Annotated in this window: 13 protein-coding genes; 6 read left to right on the forward strand and 7 right to left on the reverse strand. The window is 65.2% G+C overall.

Annotated elements, in window-relative coordinates:
- Positions 1-413: 413 nt before the first annotated feature.
- The 7 genes from AKI39_RS24960 to AKI39_RS14705 all read right to left on the reverse strand — a co-directional run bounded on the left by AKI39_RS24960 (position 414) and on the right by AKI39_RS14705 (position 7112).
- Positions 414-686, reverse strand: a complete 273-nt coding sequence (locus tag AKI39_RS24960) for a DUF2489 domain-containing protein (RefSeq protein WP_235610830.1) — start codon at positions 684-686, stop codon at positions 414-416.
- A gap of 128 nt (positions 687-814) precedes the next feature.
- Positions 815-1246 (reverse strand): hypothetical protein, encoded by a 432-nt coding sequence (locus AKI39_RS14680; protein ID WP_066637415.1) that lies wholly within the window; start codon positions 1244-1246, stop codon positions 815-817.
- 13 nt (positions 1247-1259) lie between these two features.
- Entirely contained in the window at positions 1260-1787 is a 528-nt protein-coding gene (locus AKI39_RS14685) for a hypothetical protein (protein WP_066637418.1), read from the reverse strand.
- Between the two features lies 1 nt (position 1788).
- Positions 1789-3714, reverse strand: a complete 1926-nt coding sequence (locus AKI39_RS14690; RefSeq protein ID WP_145925284.1) for a hypothetical protein — start codon at positions 3712-3714, stop codon at positions 1789-1791.
- Positions 3671-4171, reverse strand: coding sequence for a hypothetical protein (locus AKI39_RS14695; protein WP_145925285.1), 501 nt, complete (start codon positions 4169-4171; stop codon positions 3671-3673). Before AKI39_RS14695 ends, AKI39_RS14690 begins: the two co-directional genes overlap by 44 nt.
- 56 nt (positions 4172-4227) lie before the next feature.
- A complete protein-coding gene (locus AKI39_RS14700) occupies positions 4228-5967 on the reverse strand; it encodes an ATP-dependent DNA ligase (protein WP_083228859.1) in 1740 nt (579 codons plus the stop codon).
- A complete protein-coding gene (locus tag AKI39_RS14705) occupies positions 5964-7112 on the reverse strand; it encodes a ligase-associated DNA damage response exonuclease (RefSeq protein WP_076879708.1) in 1149 nt (382 codons plus the stop codon). Before AKI39_RS14705 ends, AKI39_RS14700 begins: the two co-directional genes overlap by 4 nt.
- A gap of 486 nt (positions 7113-7598) precedes the next feature.
- Here AKI39_RS14705 and glgA point away from each other — a divergent pair, with 486 nt between their 5' ends.
- The 6 genes from glgA (at position 7599) to treZ (ending at position 22422) form a co-directional block, all read left to right on the forward strand.
- Positions 7599-9203 (forward strand): glycogen synthase GlgA, encoded by a 1605-nt coding sequence (gene glgA / locus AKI39_RS14710; protein WP_443103627.1) that lies wholly within the window; start codon positions 7599-7601, stop codon positions 9201-9203.
- A gap of 211 nt (positions 9204-9414) precedes the next feature.
- Positions 9415-12858: a maltotransferase domain-containing protein gene (locus AKI39_RS14715; RefSeq protein WP_066637428.1), complete on the forward strand. Its 3444-nt coding sequence runs from the start codon at positions 9415-9417 to the stop codon at positions 12856-12858.
- A gap of 41 nt (positions 12859-12899) precedes the next feature.
- A complete protein-coding gene (gene treS, locus AKI39_RS14720; RefSeq protein WP_066637430.1) occupies positions 12900-16244 on the forward strand; it encodes a maltose alpha-D-glucosyltransferase in 3345 nt (1114 codons plus the stop codon).
- Between the two features lie 13 nt (positions 16245-16257).
- Positions 16258-18471 (forward strand): 1,4-alpha-glucan branching protein GlgB, encoded by a 2214-nt coding sequence (gene glgB / locus AKI39_RS14725; protein ID WP_066637432.1) that lies wholly within the window; start codon positions 16258-16260, stop codon positions 18469-18471.
- A 7-nt stretch (positions 18472-18478) separates the two neighbouring features.
- Positions 18479-20587, forward strand: a complete 2109-nt coding sequence (gene glgX / locus AKI39_RS14730) for a glycogen debranching protein GlgX (protein WP_066637434.1) — start codon at positions 18479-18481, stop codon at positions 20585-20587.
- Entirely contained in the window at positions 20584-22422 is a 1839-nt protein-coding gene (gene treZ, locus AKI39_RS14735) for a malto-oligosyltrehalose trehalohydrolase (protein WP_083228861.1), read from the forward strand. Before glgX ends, treZ begins: the two co-directional genes overlap by 4 nt.
- The last annotated feature ends 38 nt before the right edge of the window (positions 22423-22460 follow it).

Raw genomic sequence — 22460 nt, forward strand, 5'->3', positions numbered from 1 at the left:
TCTCAATGGGATAGCCATGAGGTCACGGCCGCGGCGTTACTACGCATAGCGACGGCAATTTGCAACGGCGGGCGTTGGAGCGCCGCGCTGCACGTTCGCGACTTGAGCGGGACATCTCTTTCCCCTATTTCTCATTGCCACCTTCTCAGGAGTCGCTGCCCCCTGCGAGTCCGGGGCTCTTCATGGGGCAATCCACCCGTACTACTGAGGGCGACGTTCGTCCTATGGCCTTGCGAGACGACACAACCGTTTGGCGGTTCACATGCATGGAAATAGTTCCTCTCCACCCCAAATGGCCAGACTTCAACCAACGGAGATATCTATAAAGTTCGGCGTCGGAACACTGGCGAAGAAGCGCTGCAGTGCGTTTTGGATGTGACAGCCTTGGTCGCGCGGAGCAGCTATACGCGTGCTCATGGAGTAAATCGCGCGATCAAGTTCTTACATGCCTGCTCCGCAAAGCATTTCGCCCACTCCTCAGTTCGCAGAAATTCCGGCTCCAGAGCTTCCAGTGCACTCGCAGACCATAGTGGCCGCTGTGCTTCAAGCGGCAAATGGTCTGTCTCGGACTGAATGAGTACAAAAATGCGGAAATCAGGATCGTCGTCGCCAATCCCATTCAGGCAATGCATGAGATTAACGACGCGTACTGCCCCCTCGAAAAAAGGCAGCTCTCCCGCCAACATAGCCTGGGCTAACGCGACAAGCCGCCTCCGTTGCAAAACCTCGCCCTCATTCACCTGATTCGACAATCGGCCATCCGGGGAAAATACCAAAGTTTGATACCTTCTCGTTTACTATTACGACCCTAACCTCAACGCCATTTAAAATCTCCACAGACTTGTTCCAGGACCATGAAGAGCTCTTGGCTTTCTGGAGCGACCAAAGAGTCCCAACTACGCAGGCCACATTGGGTCATAATATCGACGAGCAGCGGAGTGCCGTGAAAATAGAGCACATTCCACAGTATATCTATCGGCATATCACACTCTAAATTCTCTTGCTGCAATAGAGCGCGAAGCAGACGAACATCCCGCTTGTCGTTAATCTCCCGTCTATGCGTGGCCTGGATCAGGCCGCAAACCAAAGTCGCACAGAGGAAATCGGTGACGGCCGACCGCCAGGCTTTCACATCCGCCCCATACTGCCCCCCTTGGAAATTTGCCAATGTGTCGTTCGGCGTAAAGTCATCCAAACTTGCGATGATCAGTTGGCGCTGATAGTCGAGCAACGAGGGCTGGTGCATGGGTCTTGTTCCGCTATTTCAGTAGATGGATACGACGGAGCGCCTCTTCTTCAGACCAAAAATCGTGTGGGAACACCTCAGGCGCTGGAAGGCCAACATATGACACTAGCTCCGCCATCTCGATTTCGTATGCCCCATGGATATGCCACTTTCCCGACGGCGGCAGAATGAGGTATTCATCAGTATAGGCTGGAATGTACGTCAGATGTTCCGAGTGCCCCGGTTCACAATTTAAAGCGGAGAGATACTCTCGCCCCGTCATTTCCACGGAAAGTTCGACTACCGGAAACAGGCCAAAAATAGCATAAAGATCAAACTCGGTGTTCTTCGCACGTTGTAGGTCATAGAAGTAAACCGTCGTGTCGCCGCTTAGGGACGCCAGCTGTGTCAGATACTCCCAGAACCCACGCACAACGAACTCCAGCCAATCAAAATATCGGCGCGATACCCGTTCGGATGGGTAGCCGACTTGCCATTGTTCTGCTAGCGCAGCCGTCTCCGTCAGCCGTTTATATAGCTCAACATCGGATATGCACGACATTTTACTTGTCCATTAATCTAATTTTACCGATCAATTCATCGCCGACCCGATAGTCAGCAGACGGGCCGTTGGTAGAGTTCGCATCATTTCGAACCGAATACCGCTTATCACCCTTGGTAAACAAAGTGACGTCTTTCGGCCCGCCAAGTTTTCGAGCAGTAAAACCGGCGTCCAGTAAGCCTTGTTCAAACTCAACCCTAGTGAGATTGATCTCCGTATTCGTAACGCTAGATCCCACTGTGATGTCCTTCCATGTTACGTGCGGGCCGTCGTTCAAGATGGCCGACTCGGACGAGGCGTTTGTTACAGCCTGCTTAACGCTCGAAATTTCTCCTCTTGCCTTCGTAACCCCGCGCCCCACTCCTTCAGTTGCTAGGATGATAAGGAGGTCAGTCAGGCTAGCGATGTAATTTTCCTTCCTAGTGACCTCGCTTTTCCTTAAATCGGCCACTTGCGATGCGGTTAAATACCCACCTGAAATCAGTTGCTCGTCTGAGACGTCCTGGAAGCCCGGACCTAGGTCGTTTGCCGCATTCTGCTCTACATAAGACAGCAGGTCGTTGTAGGTCTTACGTGCGGCAGCGAGCTGTACAGCTACAATTTTTGCTTCCCTGCCCGTAGCAGTTTGAGCGAAGGTCTCTAGCGCGGCAATGTCCTCGGCGATATCCTTTATCTCCTTGGCACACGAAGTCTTGCCTGTACACTGCTCCGTTGCCGCCGTATCGCGGTCATAACTAAGCTTTTCAAGTCTCGCTATGTCAGCCTTGGCATCCCGCTCGCACTGCGAGTCCTTGCAGTTCCCCAGTTTGTCTTCGGCAGCGACATACTCTTTAATCTCAGTGGGCATGAGATAGTTGTTTTCGGTCTCCGTGATTGCCGAGGACGTCGCTGCCGCGATGTTCCTGCCGGCGATCGTCGCGATGCCTTCCACCATTGAGGCGACCAGATTCCGTCGATCCTCCTGCTCCTGTGGGGACATGCCTTTCGGATCACCACCCAACAGCGAGTTGATGACCGACCCTGCGGCGGCGCCTAGGGCTCCGGCGCTACACGCTGCACTGCTCGCAGCAGCGCCCGCGCAGCCCACGATCGCGTGCAATGCGGCACGCGCGGCTTCCGCGCTTGGATTCGTAGAAGACGTCGATCCGGACGCCACGTCAGCATCTTTGCCCAACGCGTCGGCGATCTTCTTGACTTCACTAGCGCTCAGCGACTGAAAGTAATTAACAGCACCCGCCTGCAGCATCTGGCCGACGCCGCCGCTTACGTTGCCCGCGGTCCCCGCCAGAACCGCGTTCAATATGACGCGGTATTTGCCACCTGCCCCCCATTCGTTCTGGAGCTCAATGGCCTGCTGCAATGCCGCCTGTTGTTCCGCGGGTGATGCATTCTTGTCCGAGGCTGTCTTTAGCAGATCCGCGATGTCCTTCTGGCGATATGAAAAGAAGGTGGCCGCCTGCTGCTGTGCCGTCGTGACTATTCCGAAGCCCGCCTGTATCTTCTCTTTATCGAAGATAGGGCTCAGGCTGTTCAACGCGCCCGTTGTGTCATGGCTCAATGAAGCGATGGTTTCGGCAACGGTTTTTCCGGTAAGCGCCAGTTGGCCATCCGCGTTGCGGATAACGATATCGGCCCCGCTTATTGCGCTGTGCGTTGTGGACTTGTCGCTTCCGAATGCCACTGCCCACGTTGGGGGCAGCGCTGACGCACCGCCGCTAGTCGGCTGGGTCGCGCCAGCGCTGTTGGTTTGCTGCGCGCCGCCCCAGGAATACCCGCCGCTCACTCCGATTTGGTAGCCGTTATAGCTTCCGGTGTTCTTGATTTCCTGAGTGACGAGTGTCCCCGTGCTGAGCTGATTCAGCCCATTAGCGATAGCTTGATCGCTACTTGCGATGACACTCCCCACCAAGGTTGTGTTGCCTTTCACGTCGATCTGGGCGCGCGAAGCTGTTAGGCCCGTCCGTTTGCCATATGCCCATCACCTGGCGGATGCACAACGCTTCGGCATAGGGCCCCTCGAATCGCACCAGTTTTTCGACATCCGATATGGTGGTCCGGGCCCTGTCGTCTTCGTGCATCCACGCGATGCGTATGCGCGGCGGCGGCGGTACGCCCCAGTCCATGGGGCTGCTGTCCTCGTCCTCCGTGCCGTCGAACAGGCTCGCGGAGGACCGCAAGGGCCCGCCGGTCAACGGTACGTCGGCTAGCCTGGCGGCGAATTCATGTTGCGGCGTACCGGCTGCGTCGCCTCGCGGGGCAGCCGCGGTATCGCGATGGCTTGGGTCGGCGCCATCGCGGCGCACCCGGTGGAGGGTATCGGTGGGCAAAGCGCTCGCAATGCCGAACGCGGACGGCATATAGCCTGAAGTGGAGGTCAGCTGCATTCCTGGAACCTGTAGGGATGGGTATCGCCATGGGGCGAGGAAGCAGCTTGGTAGACCTATCCCTTTGCCGGTTCCTGTGCCGCGGAAGCCTCTCCGCTTGGCTCCCCTGTTTTTGCTGTCATGCCGTGCCGATCGTCCCGCCTCACATCCACCGCATCCGGCAACAGCGCAGCCAAGGTCTCCAGCGTATCCGCATCCTCCGGCGCCTTGTCATGACGCCAGCGCAGCATGCGCGGGAACCGTACGGCGATGCCGCTCTTGTGGCGCGCGCTGCGGGCGATGCCCTCGAAGCCCAGCTCGAATACCTGTGTCGGTTCCAGGCTGCGTACCGGGCCGAATTTCTCAATGGTGGTTTTGCGGACGATCGCGTCCATCTGGCGGATCTCCTCGTCCGTCAAGCCTGAATAGGCCTTGGCGAAAGGCACCAGCCGGCGTTCCGGCGCGCCCGGCGGCGCGTCCCACACCGCGAAGGTGTAGTCGGTGTAGAGGCTGGCGCGGCGTCCGTGGCCGCGCTGGGCATAGATCAATACCGCGTCGACCGAATACGGATCGACTTTCCACTTCCACCACACGCCGCTTTCCTTGGTGCGGCCGACGCCGTAATGGGCGTCGACCGCCTTCAACATCATTCCTTCCACGCCCAGCGCGCGCGAGGCTTCCCGCTGCCGCGCCAGGTCCGGCCAATCCTTGCCTTGCACCAGGGGCGACAGCACCAGCGCCTGGTCCTGGATGCCGGCCGCCAGGCGTTCGAGCGCGGCCCGCCGTTCGCCTTGCGGCCGGCCACGCCAGTCTTCGCCGTCGAGTTCGAGCAGGTCATAGGCCAACAACACCACGGGCGCGTCGGCCAGCAGCTTGGCGCCGACGGTCTTGCGGCCCAGCCGCTGCTGCAAGTGGGCGAAAGGCTGCACCCGGTCCTCGCGCCAAACGACGATTTCGCCATCCAGCACGGTGCCTTCGGGCAATCGATTGCCCAGGCGCATCAATTCGGGAAAGCGCTCGGTGACCAGCTCTTCGCCGCGCGACCAGACCCAGGTCTGTTCGGCGCGGCGCACCAGCTGGGCGCGGATGCCGTCCCATTTCCATTCGATCTGCCAGCGCGCCGGCGGGCCCAGCAGATCGTCGAAGGCGGCGACATCGGTGTTCAGCGGATGCGCCAGGAAGAAGGGATAGGGGTGGCCGTCCACGCGGGCCTGGCCTTCATGCGTAACGGGTTCGAGCAGCCGCGCGAACACATCGGCCTGCGGCCGCGCACCGATGTCGGTGTAGCCGATCAGCCGTTGCGCCATATGGCGGGTTTCCACTCCGGCGACGTCGGCCAGCGCACGGGTCAGCAGCAGTTTCGAGACGCCGACCCGCATGGCGCCCGTCATCAGCTTGGCGCAAACGAAACGTCCGTGCTGGTCCAGGCGGCCGAACAGGTCTTTCAGGCGGTACAGGATTTCGGCGGGCGGCAGGCCGCGCAGCGGCAGCAGCCTTTGCTCCACCCATTCCGCCAGGCCGGCCGTATCGGATACGCCCGGGTCCGGCAGCAGCAGCGAGAGCGTCTCGGCCAGATCGCCTACCGCCTGGTAGCTCTCTTCGAACAGCCACTCCGGGACGCCGGCCGCCTCGGTGATGAACTGGCGCAGCACCTTCGTCGGCACCAGCTGGCGCGGCTTGCCGCCGGCCAGGAAATACGCCGCCCACGCGCCGTCCTCCGGCGGCGCCTCGCGGAAATAATCTCGCATGGCGGCCAGCTTGCCGTTGCTGGAGGTGGTGGCGTCCAGGCGCGTATAGAGATCGGCGAAGGCTTTCACGACGTGGCGCCTCCGTCTTCTTCGGCGCTGCCTTCTTTTTCGGTGCCGCCCTCTCCTTCGGTGCTGGCCTCTCCTTCGGCGCTGCCTCCTCCTTCAGCACTACCCTCTTCTCCAGCACCGCCCTTTTCCTCGGCTCGTGGGTTGGCATCCGACCCGCCCTCGTCCTCCTCCGCCCCGTATTCGGTACTGAAGGCTTCCGCGCTAAGGCCCTGTTCGCTAAGCCAGCGCACCAGCACGGCGACGCTGCCGTGCGTCACGATCACCCGCTGCGCGCCGGTGGCCGCGATGGCCCGCGCCAGACCCGGCCAATCCGCATGGTCCGACATCACGAAGCCGCGGTCGACCCCGCGTCGGCGCCGCGCGCCGCGCAAGCGCATCCAGCCGCTGGCGAAGGCGTCGGCATGATCGCCGAAGCGGCGCGTCCAGGGCGTGCCGCGCGCCGACGGGGGCGCCAGGACCAGGGCGCGCCGCAGATCCTCGGCATCGCCGGCGCCGGCCGCCGTGACGGTAGGCGGCAAGACCACGCCCGATGCCCGATAGACGCGGTTGAGCGTTTCAACCGCGCCATGCGCCACGATGGGGCCGATCGAGGCGTCCAGGCCGTGCAGGATGCGCTGGGCCTTGCCGAAGGCATAGCAGTACAGGACCGAAGGCCGCCCCTGCGCCGCGTTGGCAGCCCACCAGGCGTTGATATCCGCGCGCACGGCCTCGACCTCGTCCCATCTGTAAATAGGTAGCCCAAAGGTGGACTCGGTAATAAAGACGTCACACGGTACGGGCTCAAATGGCTCGCACGTGCCGTCCGCCTGCAGCTTGTAGTCGCCGGAAGCGACCCAGACCTGGCCGCCATATTCCAGCCGCACCTGCGCCGAGCCCAGTACATGGCCCGCCGGGTGCAGGCTCAGGCGCACCCCGTTGTGCACGCGCGATTCGCCATAGGGCACGGCATCCAGGTCCACGTCGCCCACACGCGCGCGCAGCACGGCGGCGCCGGGCGCCGCGGCCAGGTAATGGCGATGGCCGAAACGTAAATGGTCGGAGTGGGCATGCGTGACGACCGCCCGGTCCACCGGTCGCCATGGGTCGATATAGAAATCGCCGGGTGGACAGTACAAGCCCTCGGGGCGCGAAACGATGAGGTCCATGAATGCTTCAGCAGCGACGCCAGGGCACGCTTGCAGGATCGGGAATCAAGTTGACCCGTCTTGCCTTATCCCCGTCAACCGCGAGCATGATCAGGCGGTTCCGGGGGATCGGCGTGGACGGCGGAATTGATCAAACGCAAACCGCAACGGCGGCCTGCAGGCGGAAAATGCGGAGACAGCAAGCGGTAAGCCGCGACGCGCCGCGCGGGTTACCAATCCATACATCACGACAGCGCTTCCATGCGCAAAATAGCTGTTCCTGACCGTATCCAATTCCTCGGGCACGCTGCTTGCCAAGACTAGACCAACCGGATGACGGCCGGTTGCGGTTAGCAGCAAAGCCTCGCGTATAGAAATTACTTTGCGTGTCATTTCCTACGCGAGAGACAGTAGCAAACGTTACCCCGCCGCCGCCGTCCGGCCTCCGAGCTTTTCTCGCCCCTGGCGCGTCCTCCTTTTTCCGGACGCGCTTTCATTGGAGTTGGTATCGTGTCGCTAAAGATCCTGGCTGTTACGTCGGAAGCGTTTCCCCTGGCAAAGACGGGGGGCTTGGGTGACGCCGTCAGCGGCATGGCGCGCGCCCTGCATGAAAGCGGCACCGCCATCACCCTGATGCTGCCCGCCTATCGCGGCACCATCGACAAGCTGACGCAGGTACGCGAGATCGCTCGCCTGCGCCGCCTGCCCGGCGGCGAGGCGCGGCTGCTGCACGGTGTCTGCCCGGCGCTGGGCGGCGTACCGGTCCTGCTGCTGCAGAACGATAAGCTGTACGACCGCGATGCCCTGTACGCCGACGCCGACGGCCGCGAATATCAGGACAACGCCATCCGCTTTGCCGCCCTGTCGCACGCCGCGGCGCGCGTGGCCGCCGGCGCGACGCGCCTTCCGCGCCCCGATATCGTGCATGCCCATGACTGGCACACCGGACTGGTGCCTTTGCTGGTGCGCGAAAAGGGCGTCAATGTGCGCACCGTACTGACCGTGCACAACATGGCCTTCCAAGGCGTCTTCCCGATGGAAACGGCGGCTTCGATCGGCGTGCATCCGCGCCATCTGAACGTCGAGGGCATCGAATACTGGGGCCAGCTCAGCTTCATGAAGGCCGGCCTGCGCCATGCGGACCGCATCACCACCGTCAGCCATACCTACGCGCGCGAGATCCTGACCGAGCGCTTCGGCTGCGGCCTGGAAGGCGTGCTCGCCACGCGCCTGCACGATCTGCTCGCGGTGCCCAACGGCATCGACCCGGACGAATGGAACCCGGCCGCCGATGCCCACCTGGGCGGCTACGCCTTCAGCGCGGGCAATATGGAAAACAAGCCGCTCTGCAAGCAGCGCCTGCAGCGGCATTTCGGCCTGACGGAAAACCCGCGCGCCCCCGTGCTGGTCATGGGCAGCCGGCTGACCAGCCAGAAAATGGCCGACCTGGCGGTCCAGGCGATCCCGCGCGTGCTGGACGACTATCCGGACCTGCAGGTCGCCGTGCTGGGCCAGGGCGACAAGTGGATCGAGGCCGCGCTCAGGCAATTGCAGCGCTGCTATCCGGGCCGCTGCGCCGCGCGGATCGGCTTCGACGAGGTCACCGCCCATATGCTGCACGGGGGCGGCGACATGCTGCTGCATGGCAGCCGCTTCGAGCCCTTCGGGCTGACGCCGCTGTATGCGATGCGCTACGGCACGATCCCGATCGGCTCCCGGGTCGGCGGCATGGCCGACACCATCACGGATCCCGGCATACGGGCCGGACGCGACGCCATGCGCAACGCCACCGGCGTGCTGTTCGACGGCGAAACGGTCGACACCATGGTCGGGGCGATCTGCCGCGCCATGAGCCTGTACCGACGGCCCCAGGTCTGGCAGGCGATGCGCCATCGCGCCATGACGGCGGACTTCAGCTGGGCCAGGGCCGTACCTGCCTACGACAGTCTGTACCGGTCGCTGATCCCCGACGAAGCCCTGCAACAGGCCCCCGTGGCCGCACCCGCGCGCCCGTCCCTGCTCGACCACGTTACCGCCGCGGCGCGGCCGCTGGTGGGATCGCGCACCGGCAAGGAGTCGGCATCCAGTGTCCTGAGCGCGGGCGCCGCCTGACAGGCATCCGACGCAGGGCGAAATCGGCCGGCGGCTCAACCCGCCGGCCGCGCCATGATGTGCCGATCGCGTGCCGCCTGCGGGGCGCGCGCCCGTGTCCGCCCGGCCGTCGGGCGCCCGCCCCGCTGGGCCTCGCACTTGCGAAGCGGACCCGGTTTCGTGGCATTCCGCTGCACGTACCGTTCAACAAGACATCCAACGAGCCCCATCAATGCGCATCTATTACGTCCATCCCGTGCTCGCCGGCCCTCTGTCCAACCATGCCGCCGGGCGCTGGCCGGCCATCTGCGCGCGCGCCAGGGCGCTGGGCTTCGATACGGTGATGATCGCGCCCCCCTGGGCGCCCGATCCGGCCGGCAACCCTTACGTCCCCGCGGATCCTGGGCGCCTGAACCCGGCACTGGGCGAACTGGCGCTGGATGAAGCCTTGGCCACCTTGTCCAGCCTGTGCGGCAAACACCGCCTTGCACTGATGGTGGACCTGGTGGTGGACCGCGTGGCGGCGAACGGCCCGATGGCGCAGGCCCATCCGGATTGGTATGCCGCCCCGGAGGGCGTCGATGCGCTGCGCGACCCGCGCAAGCCGCTGGAAGACCGGCATGCCCTGCCCTTGCGCCGCGATGACGGCCGCGCGCCGGAGGGCCTGGTCGCGGACTGGGTGGAACGCCTGGGGCTGTGGGTGCAGAACGGCGTGGCCGGTTTCCGCTGCATGTCGCCGCACCGCCTGGACGCGGCCGAATGGCGCGACCTGATGGAAGGGGTACGCGCGGTGCGCCCCGATTGCCGCTTCCTGGCATGGACGCCTGGGCTGGATCCCGCCCAGGTGGTTGCCTTGGGAGGCGCCGGTTTCGACGGCGTGTTCTCGTCGCTGCCGTGGTGGGACTACCGCGGGCCATGGCTGGTGGAAGAGTATGCGCGGCTGCGGGCGGTCGCGCCGGTGATCGCCGCGGCGGAAGCCCCTTACGCCAGGCGCGTGGCTGCATGGCACGGTGACAGCACAGGGCGCTACCTGAACGCCACGCGCGCCGTCTGGACGGCCGCGGTCGTCGGCGACGGCGGGATACTCGTGCCCATGGGCTTCGAGGACGGCGCCGTGGAGCCGCTCGAACTGCATGGGGGGAACGCCGACGTGGATGGCTGGTATGGCGGCGCCGCGGTCCAGGAAGGCGAAGCTCCTGGCCGGTCCGGCAAAAGACGCGATAGCGACTCCCCGCAAATGGAATCCGTACACCCGCCCCTGCACGGCGACGTCGCCTGCGTGAACCAATGGCTGGTGCGCACCGGCGAGGCTGCCGGCCCGCTGCACAGCCTGCTGGGACCGCTGTCGCCGGTGACCGCGCTGTTCCGGGGTGATGGCCGTCCCTACGCACTGACGGGCAACAGCCGCGCGCCGGCCCGATTGGTAGTGCTGAACCCTGACGATCACCGCGACGCCCCCATCGATTGGGAGATGCTGAACAGCCGGCTGCCGGACAACTACGCACGGCTCGATACCTGGGAGGCCGACCAGCCGGCGCAGGAGCTGCCCGATCGCCTGGGCCCAGGTGCCGTCGTGCGCCTGGGCGCAAGCCGCCTGGCGCCCGTGCGCGTGCCCGCCTCCGACGAGGGGCGCACTTCCGTCACGGCAGCCATGCGGGCGCCGCGCGTGGCCATCGAGCGCGTCACCCCCACGGTGGACGACGGTGCGTTTCCCGTCAAGCGCGTGGTCGACGAGCCCGTGTCCGTGCAGGCCGATGTATTCATGGACGGCCATGACCATATCGCCGTGGCCCTGCTCTGGCGGGCCGCCGACGAACGGGAATGGCGGCGCGAGCCCATGGCCCTGCTGAACAACGACCGCTGGGAGGGACGCTTCGTGCCGCGTCGCAACGGCCGCCATTATTTCGTGATCCAGGCCTGGGCCGATACCTGGCATTCCTTTACCGAGGGCTATACCAAGAAACACCAGGCCGGTGTGGACCTGGCCCTGGAAACCGCCGAAGGCCGGCAGGCCATCGCGGGCGCCCTGGAACGCCTGCCCGCCGAGTCCGCCGCGGCGGCCGTGTTGCAGCACGCGCTTCGGGTGCTGGGCCACGAACCGGAAGGCAACAAGCCCCGCCGCGGCCGCCGCAAGACGGACGCCCCGCCGCCGGTGTTCGCCTCGCCCACGCCGGAACAGGTCGCCGTCCTGCTGTCCGAGGAAACCACCCAGGCCATGCGGCAGGCGGACGCGCGGCCCTTCGAACACACCACGCCGGTCGAGTACGGCGTGACGGTGGATCGACCCGCCGCGCGCTTCTCCAGCTGGTACGAGATATTCCCGCGCTCGCAGACCGACGACCCGCGGCGCCACGGCACCTTCGACGACGTGATCCGGGAACTGCCGCGCATACGCGGCATGGGCTTCGACACGCTGTACTTCCCACCCATTCACCCCATCGGCCGCCGCAACCGCAAGGGGCGCAACAATACCCTGCGTCCCGAACCAGGTGACCCTGGCAGCCCCTACGCCATCGGCGCGGAAGAAGGCGGCCACGACGCCTTGCATCCGCAGCTGGGCACGCTGGCCGACTTCAAGCGCCTGGTCGATGCGGCGCATCAGCACGAGCTGGAGATCGCCCTGGATTTCGCCATCCAGTGTTCCCCTGACCACCCCTGGCTGAAGGAACACCCGGAATGGTTCGATTGGCGTCCCGATGGGTCGCTGAAGTACGCCGAAAATCCGCCCAAGAAGTACGAGGACATCGTCAACGTGGATTTCTACGGCGCGCAGGCCGGCGCATCGCGGCAGGCTTCGCTGTGGCGGGCACTGCGCGACGTGGTGCTGTTCTGGGTGGCGCACGGCGTACGGGTTTTCCGTGTGGACAATCCCCACACCAAGCCGCTGAACTTCTGGCAGTGGATGATCGCCGATGTGCAAAGCCGCCATCCGGAAACGATTTTCCTGTCCGAAGCCTTTACGCGGCCCAAGATGATGTATCGCTTGGCGAAAGTCGGCTTCACGCAGTCGTATACCTACTTCACGTGGCGCGACGCCAAGCACGAACTGGCCGAATACCTGACCGAATTGAATGCGACGCCGCCGGCGGACTTCTTCCGCCCGCATTTCTTCGTGAATACGCCGGACATCAATCCGCGCTTCCTGCAGGCGTCGGGCCGCGGCGGTTTCCTGATCCGCGCCGCGCTGGCCGCGACGCTGTCCGGACTATGGGGCGTCTATAACGGTTTTGAACTGTGCGAGGCGACGCCGGTGCCGGGCAAGGAAGAGTACCTGGATTCGGAAAAGTACCAGATCCGCATCTGGGACCACGGCAGGCCAGGCAACATCGTGCGCGAGATCACGCTGCTGAACGCGATACGGCGCGCCAATCCCGCGCTGCACAGCCATTTGGGCCTGCGCTTTCACACCGCGTACAACGACAACGTGCTGTTCTTTTCCAAGGCCACGCCCGAACGCGACAACGTCGTGCTGGTGGCGATCAGCCTGGATCCCTTCAACCCGCAAACGGCCACGGTGGAGATCCCCCTGTGGGAATTCGGCCTGCCCGACCACGGCACGCTTTATGCCGACGATCTCATCGACGGTAGCAGCCAGTCGTGGCAGGGCAAGCAGCAGTCCATTTATCTGCATCCGGGGCAGCCCTACCGGATCTGGCGGGTCGCGGGCATGGCCTAGATACCCGTGAACACAACAGAGACCTATAAGCGAAGCTAACCATGGCCGAAGACAGCACCGTCAACACTCCCGACCGCGATGATCCGCTCTGGTACAAGGATGCGGTCATCTATCAGTTGCATATCAAGTCTTTCTTCGATGCCAACAACGATGGTGTCGGCGATTTCGCCGGGCTGATCGAAAAGCTGGACTACATCTCGCAGCTTGGCGTCAACACCATCTGGCTGTTGCCCTTCTACCCGTCGCCGCGGCGTGACGACGGCTACGACATCGCCGACTATCGCGGCGTGCATCCGGACTACGGCGCCCTGCCCGACGTGCGCAAGTTCATCCGAGCCGCGCATGCGCGCGGCCTGCGCGTCATCACCGAACTCGTGGTGAACCACACGTCGGATCAGCATCCGTGGTTCCAGCGGGCGCGGCGGGCCAAACCCGGTTCGGCCGCGCGCAATTACTACGTATGGTCGGACAACGACCAGGCCTACGCCGGCACCCGCATCATTTTCCTGGATACGGAAAAATCCAACTGGACTTGGGACCCGGTGGCTGGCGCGTACTTCTGGCATCGCTTCTATTCGCACCAGCCCGACCTGAACTACGACAACCCTCAGGTGCTCAGGGAAGTGCTGGCGGTGATGCGCTATTGGCTGGACATGGGCGTGGACGGGCTGCGCCTGGACGCGGTGCCCTACCTGGTCGAACGCGAAGGCACGAACAACGAGAACCTGCCGGAAACACACGCGGTGCTCAAGACCATCCGCGCGCAGCTGGACGCGGAATACTCGGGGCGCCTGCTGCTGGCCGAAGCCAACCAGTGGCCCGAGGACGCGCAGGAATACTTCGGCAAGGGCGATGAATGCCATATGTCCTTCCACTTCCCGCTGATGCCGCGCATGTACATGGCCATCGCGCGGGAAGACCGCTTTCCCATCACGGACATCATGCGGCAGACGCCGGATATTCCGGACAACTGCCAATGGGCCATCTTCCTGCGCAATCACGATGAACTGACGCTGGAAATGGTGACCAGCAGCGAACGGGACTACCTATGGGACGTGTACGCGGCCGATCGCCGCGCGCGCTTGAACCTGGGCATCCGACGCCGCCTGGCACCGCTGATGGAACGCGACCGCCGCCGCATCGAGCTGATGAACAGCCTGCTGTTCTCCATGCCGGGCACGCCGGTCATCTATTACGGCGACGAACTGGGCATGGGCGATAACGTGCACCTGGGCGACCGCGACGGCGTGCGTACGCCCATGCAATGGTCGCCCGACCGCAACGGCGGCTTTTCGCGCGCCGATCCGGAACGGCTACCCCTGCCCGCGCTGATGGGACCGCTGTACGGCTACGAAGCCGTCAATGTCGAGGCGCAGCAGCGCGATCCGCATTCGCTGCTGAATTGGACGCGCCGCATGTTGGCCACGCGCCGCCAGACCCGCGCCTTCGGCCGCGGCACGCTGCGCTTCCTGTTCCCGGGCAACCGCAAGATCCTGGCTTACCTGCGCGAGTACGAAGACACCACCATCCTGTGCGTGGCCAACCTGTCGCGCGCGCCGCAGCCCGTGGAGCTGGACCTGTCCACCCTTAACGGGCGCGTGCCGGTGGAGCTCTTGGGCGGCACGCCCTTCCCCGCCATCGGGGAACTGCCCTATCTGCTGACCCTGCCTCCCTACGGTTTCTACTGGTTTGAACTGAGCGCGGTGGCCGCACCGCCGTCCTGGCACGCCACGCATCCGGAACAGATGCCGGAGTACTACACCCTGGTGCTGCGCGGGCGCACGGGCTACGAGTTGACCGAAGGCGCGGTGCGCTCGCTGCGCCAGGACGTGCTGCCGCTGTACCTGACGCGCCAGCGCTGGTTCCCCAAGGACCGCAAGGTCAACTTCGCGCAGGCCGCCTACGCCGTGCAGTTGAAGGACACGAAATACGAATGCTTCATCGCCGAACTGGAGATGGACTTCGACGGCAAGCCCGCCCGCTTCCTGCTGCCCGTGGCCTTGATCTGGAGCGAAACGCTGCCGCCCATGGCGCAGCAGTATGCGCTGGCCCGCGTGCGGCGCGCGGCCGAAATGGGGATGCTGACCGACGCCTATACGCTGCCTTCTTTCGTCCACGCGCTGGTGCGCGGACTACAGCAGCGGCTGGAATTGCCGGTGCCGCGCGCCCATCCGCCCTGCGTGCTGCACTTCCGTGGCGAACCCGGGCTGGACGAACTGGACCTGGCCGAGGACGCCGAAGTGACGTGGTTCACAGGCGAACAGTCCAACAGCTCCATGACCATCGGCGGCATGGCGATGCTCAAGCTGATCCGCCATGTCGTCCCCGGCGTGCATCCCGAAGCCGAGATGACGCGCCGGCTCACGCAGGCCGGCTACGCCAACAGCGCGCAGCTGCTGGGCGAGATCGTGCGCGTCGACGAGGACGGCAGGCCGCACACGCTGGCCCTGATGCATACCGTCATCACCAACCAGGGCGACGCCTGGGCCTGGACGCTGGAATACCTGAAGCGAACGCTGGAGGCCGCCGCCCTGACCGCGGAAAGCGTCGAAGACTACGACGAGGACCTAAAGGGCTACACCGCCTTCGCCTGCGCCATCGGCCGGCGTCTGGGCGAACTGCACGCGACCCTGGCCCAGCCTACCGACGACCCCGCGTTCGCCCCGCACAAGGCCACCGCCGCGGACGCCCGCAAGCGCGCCGCCGATGTCATCGCGATGCTGGACCGCGGCCTGAAGCTGTTGAAGGACAACATCGGCCGCCTGGAATCCGCCTGCGCCACCAAGGCGGAGGGCCTGGTCGCGCAGCGCGACGAACTGGTGGACGCCATCAAAACACTGGCGCAGCATGAGATCGGCACGCTGCATATCCGCATCCACGGCGACTTCCACCTGGGCCAGGTGCTGGTGGCGCAAAGCGACGCCTACATTATCGACTTCGAGGGTGAACCGGCACGCACGCTGGAAGAACGCCGCGCCAAGAGCAGCGCGGCCCGCGACGTCGCGGGCCTGCTGCGCTCCTTCGACTACGCGGCCGCGACTGTTGCCAACGGCTTTGGCGATGTGGAGGCCGCCGGCACGGAGGTACAGCCGGCCGAGACCGTGTTGCGCCATCGCCGCCGCGACCTGATCGTGCGCTTCCGCGATATCGCCGACAAAGCCTTCCTGTCCGCGTATCACGAGATCGCGCGCAACGCCGAGCCGCGCTGGATGGACGAAAGCCAGGAAGACGCGTTGATCGACCTGGCCCTGATCGAAAAAGCAGCCTACGAAATCGCCTATGAGGCAGCGCATCGGCCGGACTGGGTCAGCATCCCGCTGAACGGCCTGTACGCGCTGGCCAACCGCCTGCTGTCGACCGAAACCGCCTCCGGGCCCGCTGAATAGGAATACCGGCTTTATGACGCCCGCCTCTACCTTCGCCACGCCTCCCGACGCCTTGCACGGGGATATCGATGACTTGCTCACGGGCCGGCACGTCGACCCCTTCCGCATACTGGGCGCGCACCGGGACGGCGACCGCACGGTGGTCCGTGTCTTCGCGCCCAACGCGCGCCGGGTCAGCCTGGTGCGCCCCGGCACGGACGGCGCCACCGAACTGCAACACCTCCGCAACGGCTTCTACATGGTCCAGGCCGGCGACCTGCCGGTGGGCCAGCCCGGCGCCTATCGCCTGCGCGTCGACTGGGGCGGCCTGGAACAGGAAACGGAAGACCCCTACGCCTTCGGGCCCTTGCTGGGCGACCTGGACCTGTACCTGATCGGCGAAGGGCGCCATGAATCCTTGGCCGATTGCCTGGGATCGCATGTCACCACCGCGCAGGGCGTGCAAGGCGTGCGCTTCGCGGTATGGGCGCCGAACGCGCGGCGGGTCTCCGTGGTAGGCGACTTCAATTCCTGGGACGGTCGCCGCCATCCCATGCGCTTGCGTCACAGCGTGGGCGTGTGGGAATTGTTCATCCCCCGGCTGCAGGCCGGCGAGCGCTACAAGTACGAAATCATCGGCGCCAGCGGCGAGCTGCTGCCGTTGAAGGCGGACCCCTTGGCGCGCCAGACGGAAATGCCCCCCGCCACGGCATCGGTGGTCCCGCCGCCCGGCGACTTCACCTGGACCGACGGCGAATGGATGGCCAACCGCGCGGCACGGCAGGCGCCGGACGCGCCGATCTCGGTCTATGAGGTGCATGCGGGATCCTGGCTGCCGCGCGGCGGCGAGGCCCAAGGCAGCATCTGGGAACAGCTGGGGGACCGCCTGGTGCCCTATGCCAGAGACATGGGCTTCACGCACCTGGAATTGCTGCCCATCATGGAGCACCCCTTCGGCGGATCCTGGGGCTATCAGCCCTTGGGCGTCTTCGCGCCGACCGCCCGCTATGGCACGCCGGCCGACTTCGCGCGCTTCATCGACCGCTGCCATGCGGCGGGGCTGGGGGTCATCCTGGACTGGGTGCCTGCCCACTTCCCCACCGACACCCATGGCCTGGTGCAGTTCGACGGGACGGCGCTGTACGAATACAGCGACCCGCGCGAAGGCTTCCATCCCGACTGGAACACGCTGATCTACAACCTGGGCCGTACCGAGGTACGGAACTTCATGGTGGCCAGCGCCCTGGAATGGGTGCGCCGCTACCACGTGGACGCGCTGCGCGTGGACGCGGTGGCCTCCATGCTGTATCGCGACTACAGCCGTACCGCCGGCCAGTGGATACCCAACCGCTACGGAGGCCGCGAGAACCTGGAGGCAGTCGAATTCCTGCGCGACATGAACGCCACCGTCGCCAAGTTGTGCCCCGGCGCCGTCACGGTGGCCGAGGAATCGACCGCCTGGCCCGGCGTAACGGCGCGTACCGAAGATGGCGGCCTGGGCTTTACCTACAAGTGGAACATGGGCTGGATGCACGACACGCTGCGCTACATGCATCACGAAGCCGTACACCGCAGGTATCACCATAACGACATGACCTTCGGCATGGTGTACGCCTATTCCGAGCGCTTCATCCTGCCCTTGTCGCACGACGAAGTCGTGCATGGGAAGGGATCACTGCTGAACAAGATGCCCGGGGACCGCTGGCAGCGCTTCGCCAACCTGCGCGCCTATTTCGGCTTCATGTGGACGCATCCCGGGCGCAAGCTGTTGTTCATGGGCGGCGAGATCGCCCAGGAGCGGGAATGGAACCACGATGCCAGCATCGACTGGCCCGCGCTGGACGACGGCCTGCACCGGGGGGTGCAACAGCTGGTGCGGGACCTGAATCGCCTGTATCGCGAACTGCCGGCCTTGCACCGGCACGACGGCGATCCCAGCGGTTTCAACTGGGTGGTGGGCGACGACATCGGCAACAGCGTCTTCGCCTACATGCGCAAGGACGGCGACCGGCACGTGCTGGCCGTCAGCAACTTCACGCCGGTGCCGCGCCACGACTATCGCATCGGCGTTCCGCATCCGGGCTGGTGGCGCGAGCGGCTGAACAGCGACGCCGCGGACTACGGCGGATCCGGGGTCGGCAATGGCGGCGGCCGCCATACCGACGATGTGGGCGCGCATGGACAGCCGCAATCGCTGTCCCTGACCCTGCCCCCCTTGGCGACGGTGATATTCGAACACGAAGGATAGACCGCCCATGCCTGGTCCGCTTCCCGACCGGCTCGCGCCTGGCCTGCCCTATCCCCTGGGGGCATCCAGTGACGGGCTGGGTGTGAACTTCGCCGTTTTCTCCGCCAATGCAAGCCGTATCGACCTGTGCATCTTCGATGCCCGCGGGCGCAAGGAAATCCGCCGCATGCCGCTGCCCGAGTGCACCGACGAAGTGTGGCACGGCTATCTGCCGGACGCCGGTCCCGGCCTGGTGTACGGCTACCGCGCCTACGGCCCCTACGATCCCAAGAACGGCCATCGCTTCAACCCGCACAAACTGCTGCTCGACCCCTATGCACGCCAGCTGCTGGGCCCGCTGCGCTGGAGCGATGCGTTGTTCGGCTATCGGGCCGGCCATGCGCGCGGCGACCTGATGCCGGACCGCCGCGACAGCGCGCCGGCCATGCCCAAGGGCGTGGTGACGGACGAAGCCTTCAACTGGAGCGAAAGCCGCCGCCCGCATACCCCTTGGGAAAACACCGTCATCTACGAGGCCCACGTGCGCGGGGTATCGATGCGGCGCGACGATATCTGGCCGCATCTGCGCGGCACGGTCAGCGCGCTGTCCAATCCGCGCTTCATCGACCACCTGCACAAGATAGGGGTGACGGCGGTCGAACTGCTGCCGGTCCATGCCTTCCTGCAGGACAAGTTCCTGGTGGAAAAAGGCCTGAGCAACTATTGGGGCTACAGCACGCTGTCGTACTTCGCGCCCGAACCCGCCTACCTGCCGCAGGGCGACCCCAACGAACTGCGCATGGCCATCCGCCGGCTGCAGGCGGCAGGCATCGAGGTCATCCTGGACGTGGTCTACAACCACACCTGCGAAGGCAACGAAATGGGCCCTACCCTATCGTGGCGCGGACTGGACAACGCCAGCTACTACCGCCTGATCCCGCGCGAGGAACGCTACTACATCAACGATACCGGCTGCGGCAACACGGTGAACCTGTCGCATCCGCGCGTGCTGCAGATGGTGCTGGATTCCCTGCGGCATTGGGCCACGTCGTACCGGGTGGACGGCTTTCGCTTCGACCTGGGCGTCACGCTGGGCCGCGAGGGCACGGGTTTCGATCCGGGATCGGGCTTTTTCGATGCGATCTTGCAGGATCCCGTCCTGGCGCGGCTCAAGCTGATCTCCGAACCCTGGGACATCGGCCCGGACGGCTACCAGCTTGGCCAGCACCCGCCCGGCTTCGCGGAATGGAACGACAAATTCCGCGATACCGTGCGCCGCTTCTGGCGCGGCGATGCCGGGCAGCGGGGCAATCTGGCCGAACGCATGGCCGGTTCCAGCGACCTGTTCGACCGCCGCCACCGGCGGCCGTGGGCGTCGATCAACTTCGTCGCGGCGCATGACGGCTTCACGGTGCGCGACGTGGTCAGCTACAACGAAAAGCACAACGAGGCCAACCTGGAAGACGGACGGGACGGCCACAACGAGAACTGCAGCCGCAACTGGGGGATGGAAGGGCCCACCGATGACCCGCAGATCCTGCATGTGCGGCGGCGCATCCAGCGCGCGCTCCTGGCCACCACCTTGCTGTCGTACGGCACGCCCATGCTGTTGGCCGGCGACGAATTCGGCAACAGCCAGGACGGCAACAACAACGCCTATTGCCAGGACAACGCCGTGTCCTGGCTGGACTGGGAACAGGCGGCCGGCCAGGACGGCCGCGACCTGACCGCCTTCGTCGCCCGCATCGCCGCGTGCCGGCGCGAGCACGCCAGCCTGCGCAGCACGCGCTACATGAACGCCCACCAGGAAACAGCTCCCGGCGTGGCAGGGGTGACCTGGTTCGACGTCAACGGCCGGCCCATGACGCAACAGGCCTGGCATGACCCGGAAGGCCGGGCCCTGGGCTTGCGACGGGTGGTGGGCACCCGCGACGGACTCGACGTTACGCTGACCCTAATGAACGGCAGCAACAGCGACGCGTCCTTCGCGCTGCCCCACGATATGACGTGGCGCATGCTGGCCGATTCCACGCGGCCGGAAGTGCCGGAACACAATGTACATGGCCATCACGTGACGGTGCACGCGCACGGGATCGCGCTATTGAGCGGGTATCCCCGCAGCAGGGAGCAAGCATGACTAGCACTAACCCATCCGCAGAGCCGGAGAAACCCTCCGGCGAAGGGGCCGGCGCGGGGTTCCAGCCCTGCTTCGGCGCCTGGCACCTGCCCAGCGGGCTGACGCGGTTCCGCATCTGGGCTCCCAACGCCGAGCAAGGCGTTACGCTGGAAATCGCCGGCCGCGATCCGCTGCCGATGACGGCGGTCAGCGACGGCTTCCACGAAATCCAGACACCTTGCCCACCGGGTACGCGATATCGCTATCGCGTATCGCCGTCGCTCAGCGTCCCCGACCCGGCGTCGCGCCTGCAGGCGGGCGACGTGCACGACGACAGCGTCGTCACCGCGCCCGACGCCTATCCCTGGTGCAACACCAGCTGGCGTGGGCGCCCGTGGCACGAAACGGTGCTCTACGAACTGCACGCCGGCCTGGCGGGCGGCTACGCCGGCATCGAAAAGCGCCTGCCCGCGCTGGCCGAACTGGGCGTCACCGCGATCGAACTGATGCCCATCGCCGACTTTCCCGGGCCGCGCAACTGGGGCTACGACGGCGTGCTGCCCTATGCGCCGGACTGCGCCTATGGCACGCCGGACGAACTCAAGCGCATGATCGATACCGCGCACGGGCTGGGCCTGATGGTATTCCTGGACGTGGTCTACAACCACTTCGGGCCGGACGGCAACTACCTGTCGGCTTATGCGAGCGACTTCTTCCGCACCGATCTGCATACGCCCTGGGGCGTGGCCATCGATTTCCGCCGCCGCGCCGTGCGCCAGTTCTTCGCGGAGAACGCGCTGTACTGGCTCAGCGAATACCGCTTCGACGGCCTGCGCCTGGATGCGGTCCACGCCATCCGCGATACGGGCTGGCTGGAGGAAATGGCCGGCTTCGTGCGCACGCACCTGCCCGCCGACCGCCTGGTGCATCTGGTTCTGGAGAACGACGACAACCAGGTGCATCCGCTGGAACACGGCTACCAGGCGCAATGGAACGACGACGGCCACCACGTGCTGCACCAGCTGCTGACCGGCGAAAGCGAAGGCTATTACGGCGACTATGCCGTGCATCCCGCGCAGCGCCTGACGCGCGCCTTGACGGACGGCTTCATTTACCAGGGAGAAGCGTCCCCGCATCGCGGCGGCGTACGGCGCGGCGAACCCAGTGCGCACCTGCCGCCTACTTCCTTCGTGCTGTTCCTGCAGAACCATGACCAGATCGGCAACCGGGCCATGGGCGAACGCCTGATCACGTTGCTGCGCAACGATACGCGGCCTTTGCGCGCCGCGGTCGCGCTGCTGCTGCTGGCGCCGCAGATTCCCTTGATCTACATGGGCGAGGAGCGCGGGGCCACGGCCCCTTTCCTGTACTTCACCAGCCATACCGATCCCCAGCTGGCGCAGGCGGTGCGCGACGGCCGGCGCAAGGAGTTCGAGCATTTCCGCGCCTTCGCCCATGCCGAGACGCGCGACCGCATCCCGGACCCGAACGACCCGGAAACCTATGCCCGTTCCGACCCTTACCAGGAACCCACGGATCCGGACTGGCTGGACTACTACCAGGTGCTGCTGCAGCTGCGCCAGCGCATGATCGTGCCGCGGCTGGACGGCGCCCATTCGCTGGGCGCCCATGTGCTGGGGCTGCGCGCGGCGGTGGCGCAATGGCTGCTGGGCGACGGAGCCGTGCTGTCGGTCTACGTGAACCTGGCATCGGTGGACCTGCGGCCCGATTGGTTGCAGGAAGACCGCGGCGAGGAAGTACTGCTGTTTGAAAGCGAGACGGGCGCGGGACGCGCGCTGTACGATGGCTTGCTGCAGCACGGCACCACGGTGGCGTTGTTGAAGGAATTGGCATGAGCGCGCCCGCGCGGCCGCCCGGAGGGCGCGCTCTCCAC

Origin of the sequence: Bordetella sp. H567, assembly GCF_001704295.1 — a bacterium.
GTDB lineage: Bacteria > Pseudomonadota > Gammaproteobacteria > Burkholderiales > Burkholderiaceae_B > Bordetella_C.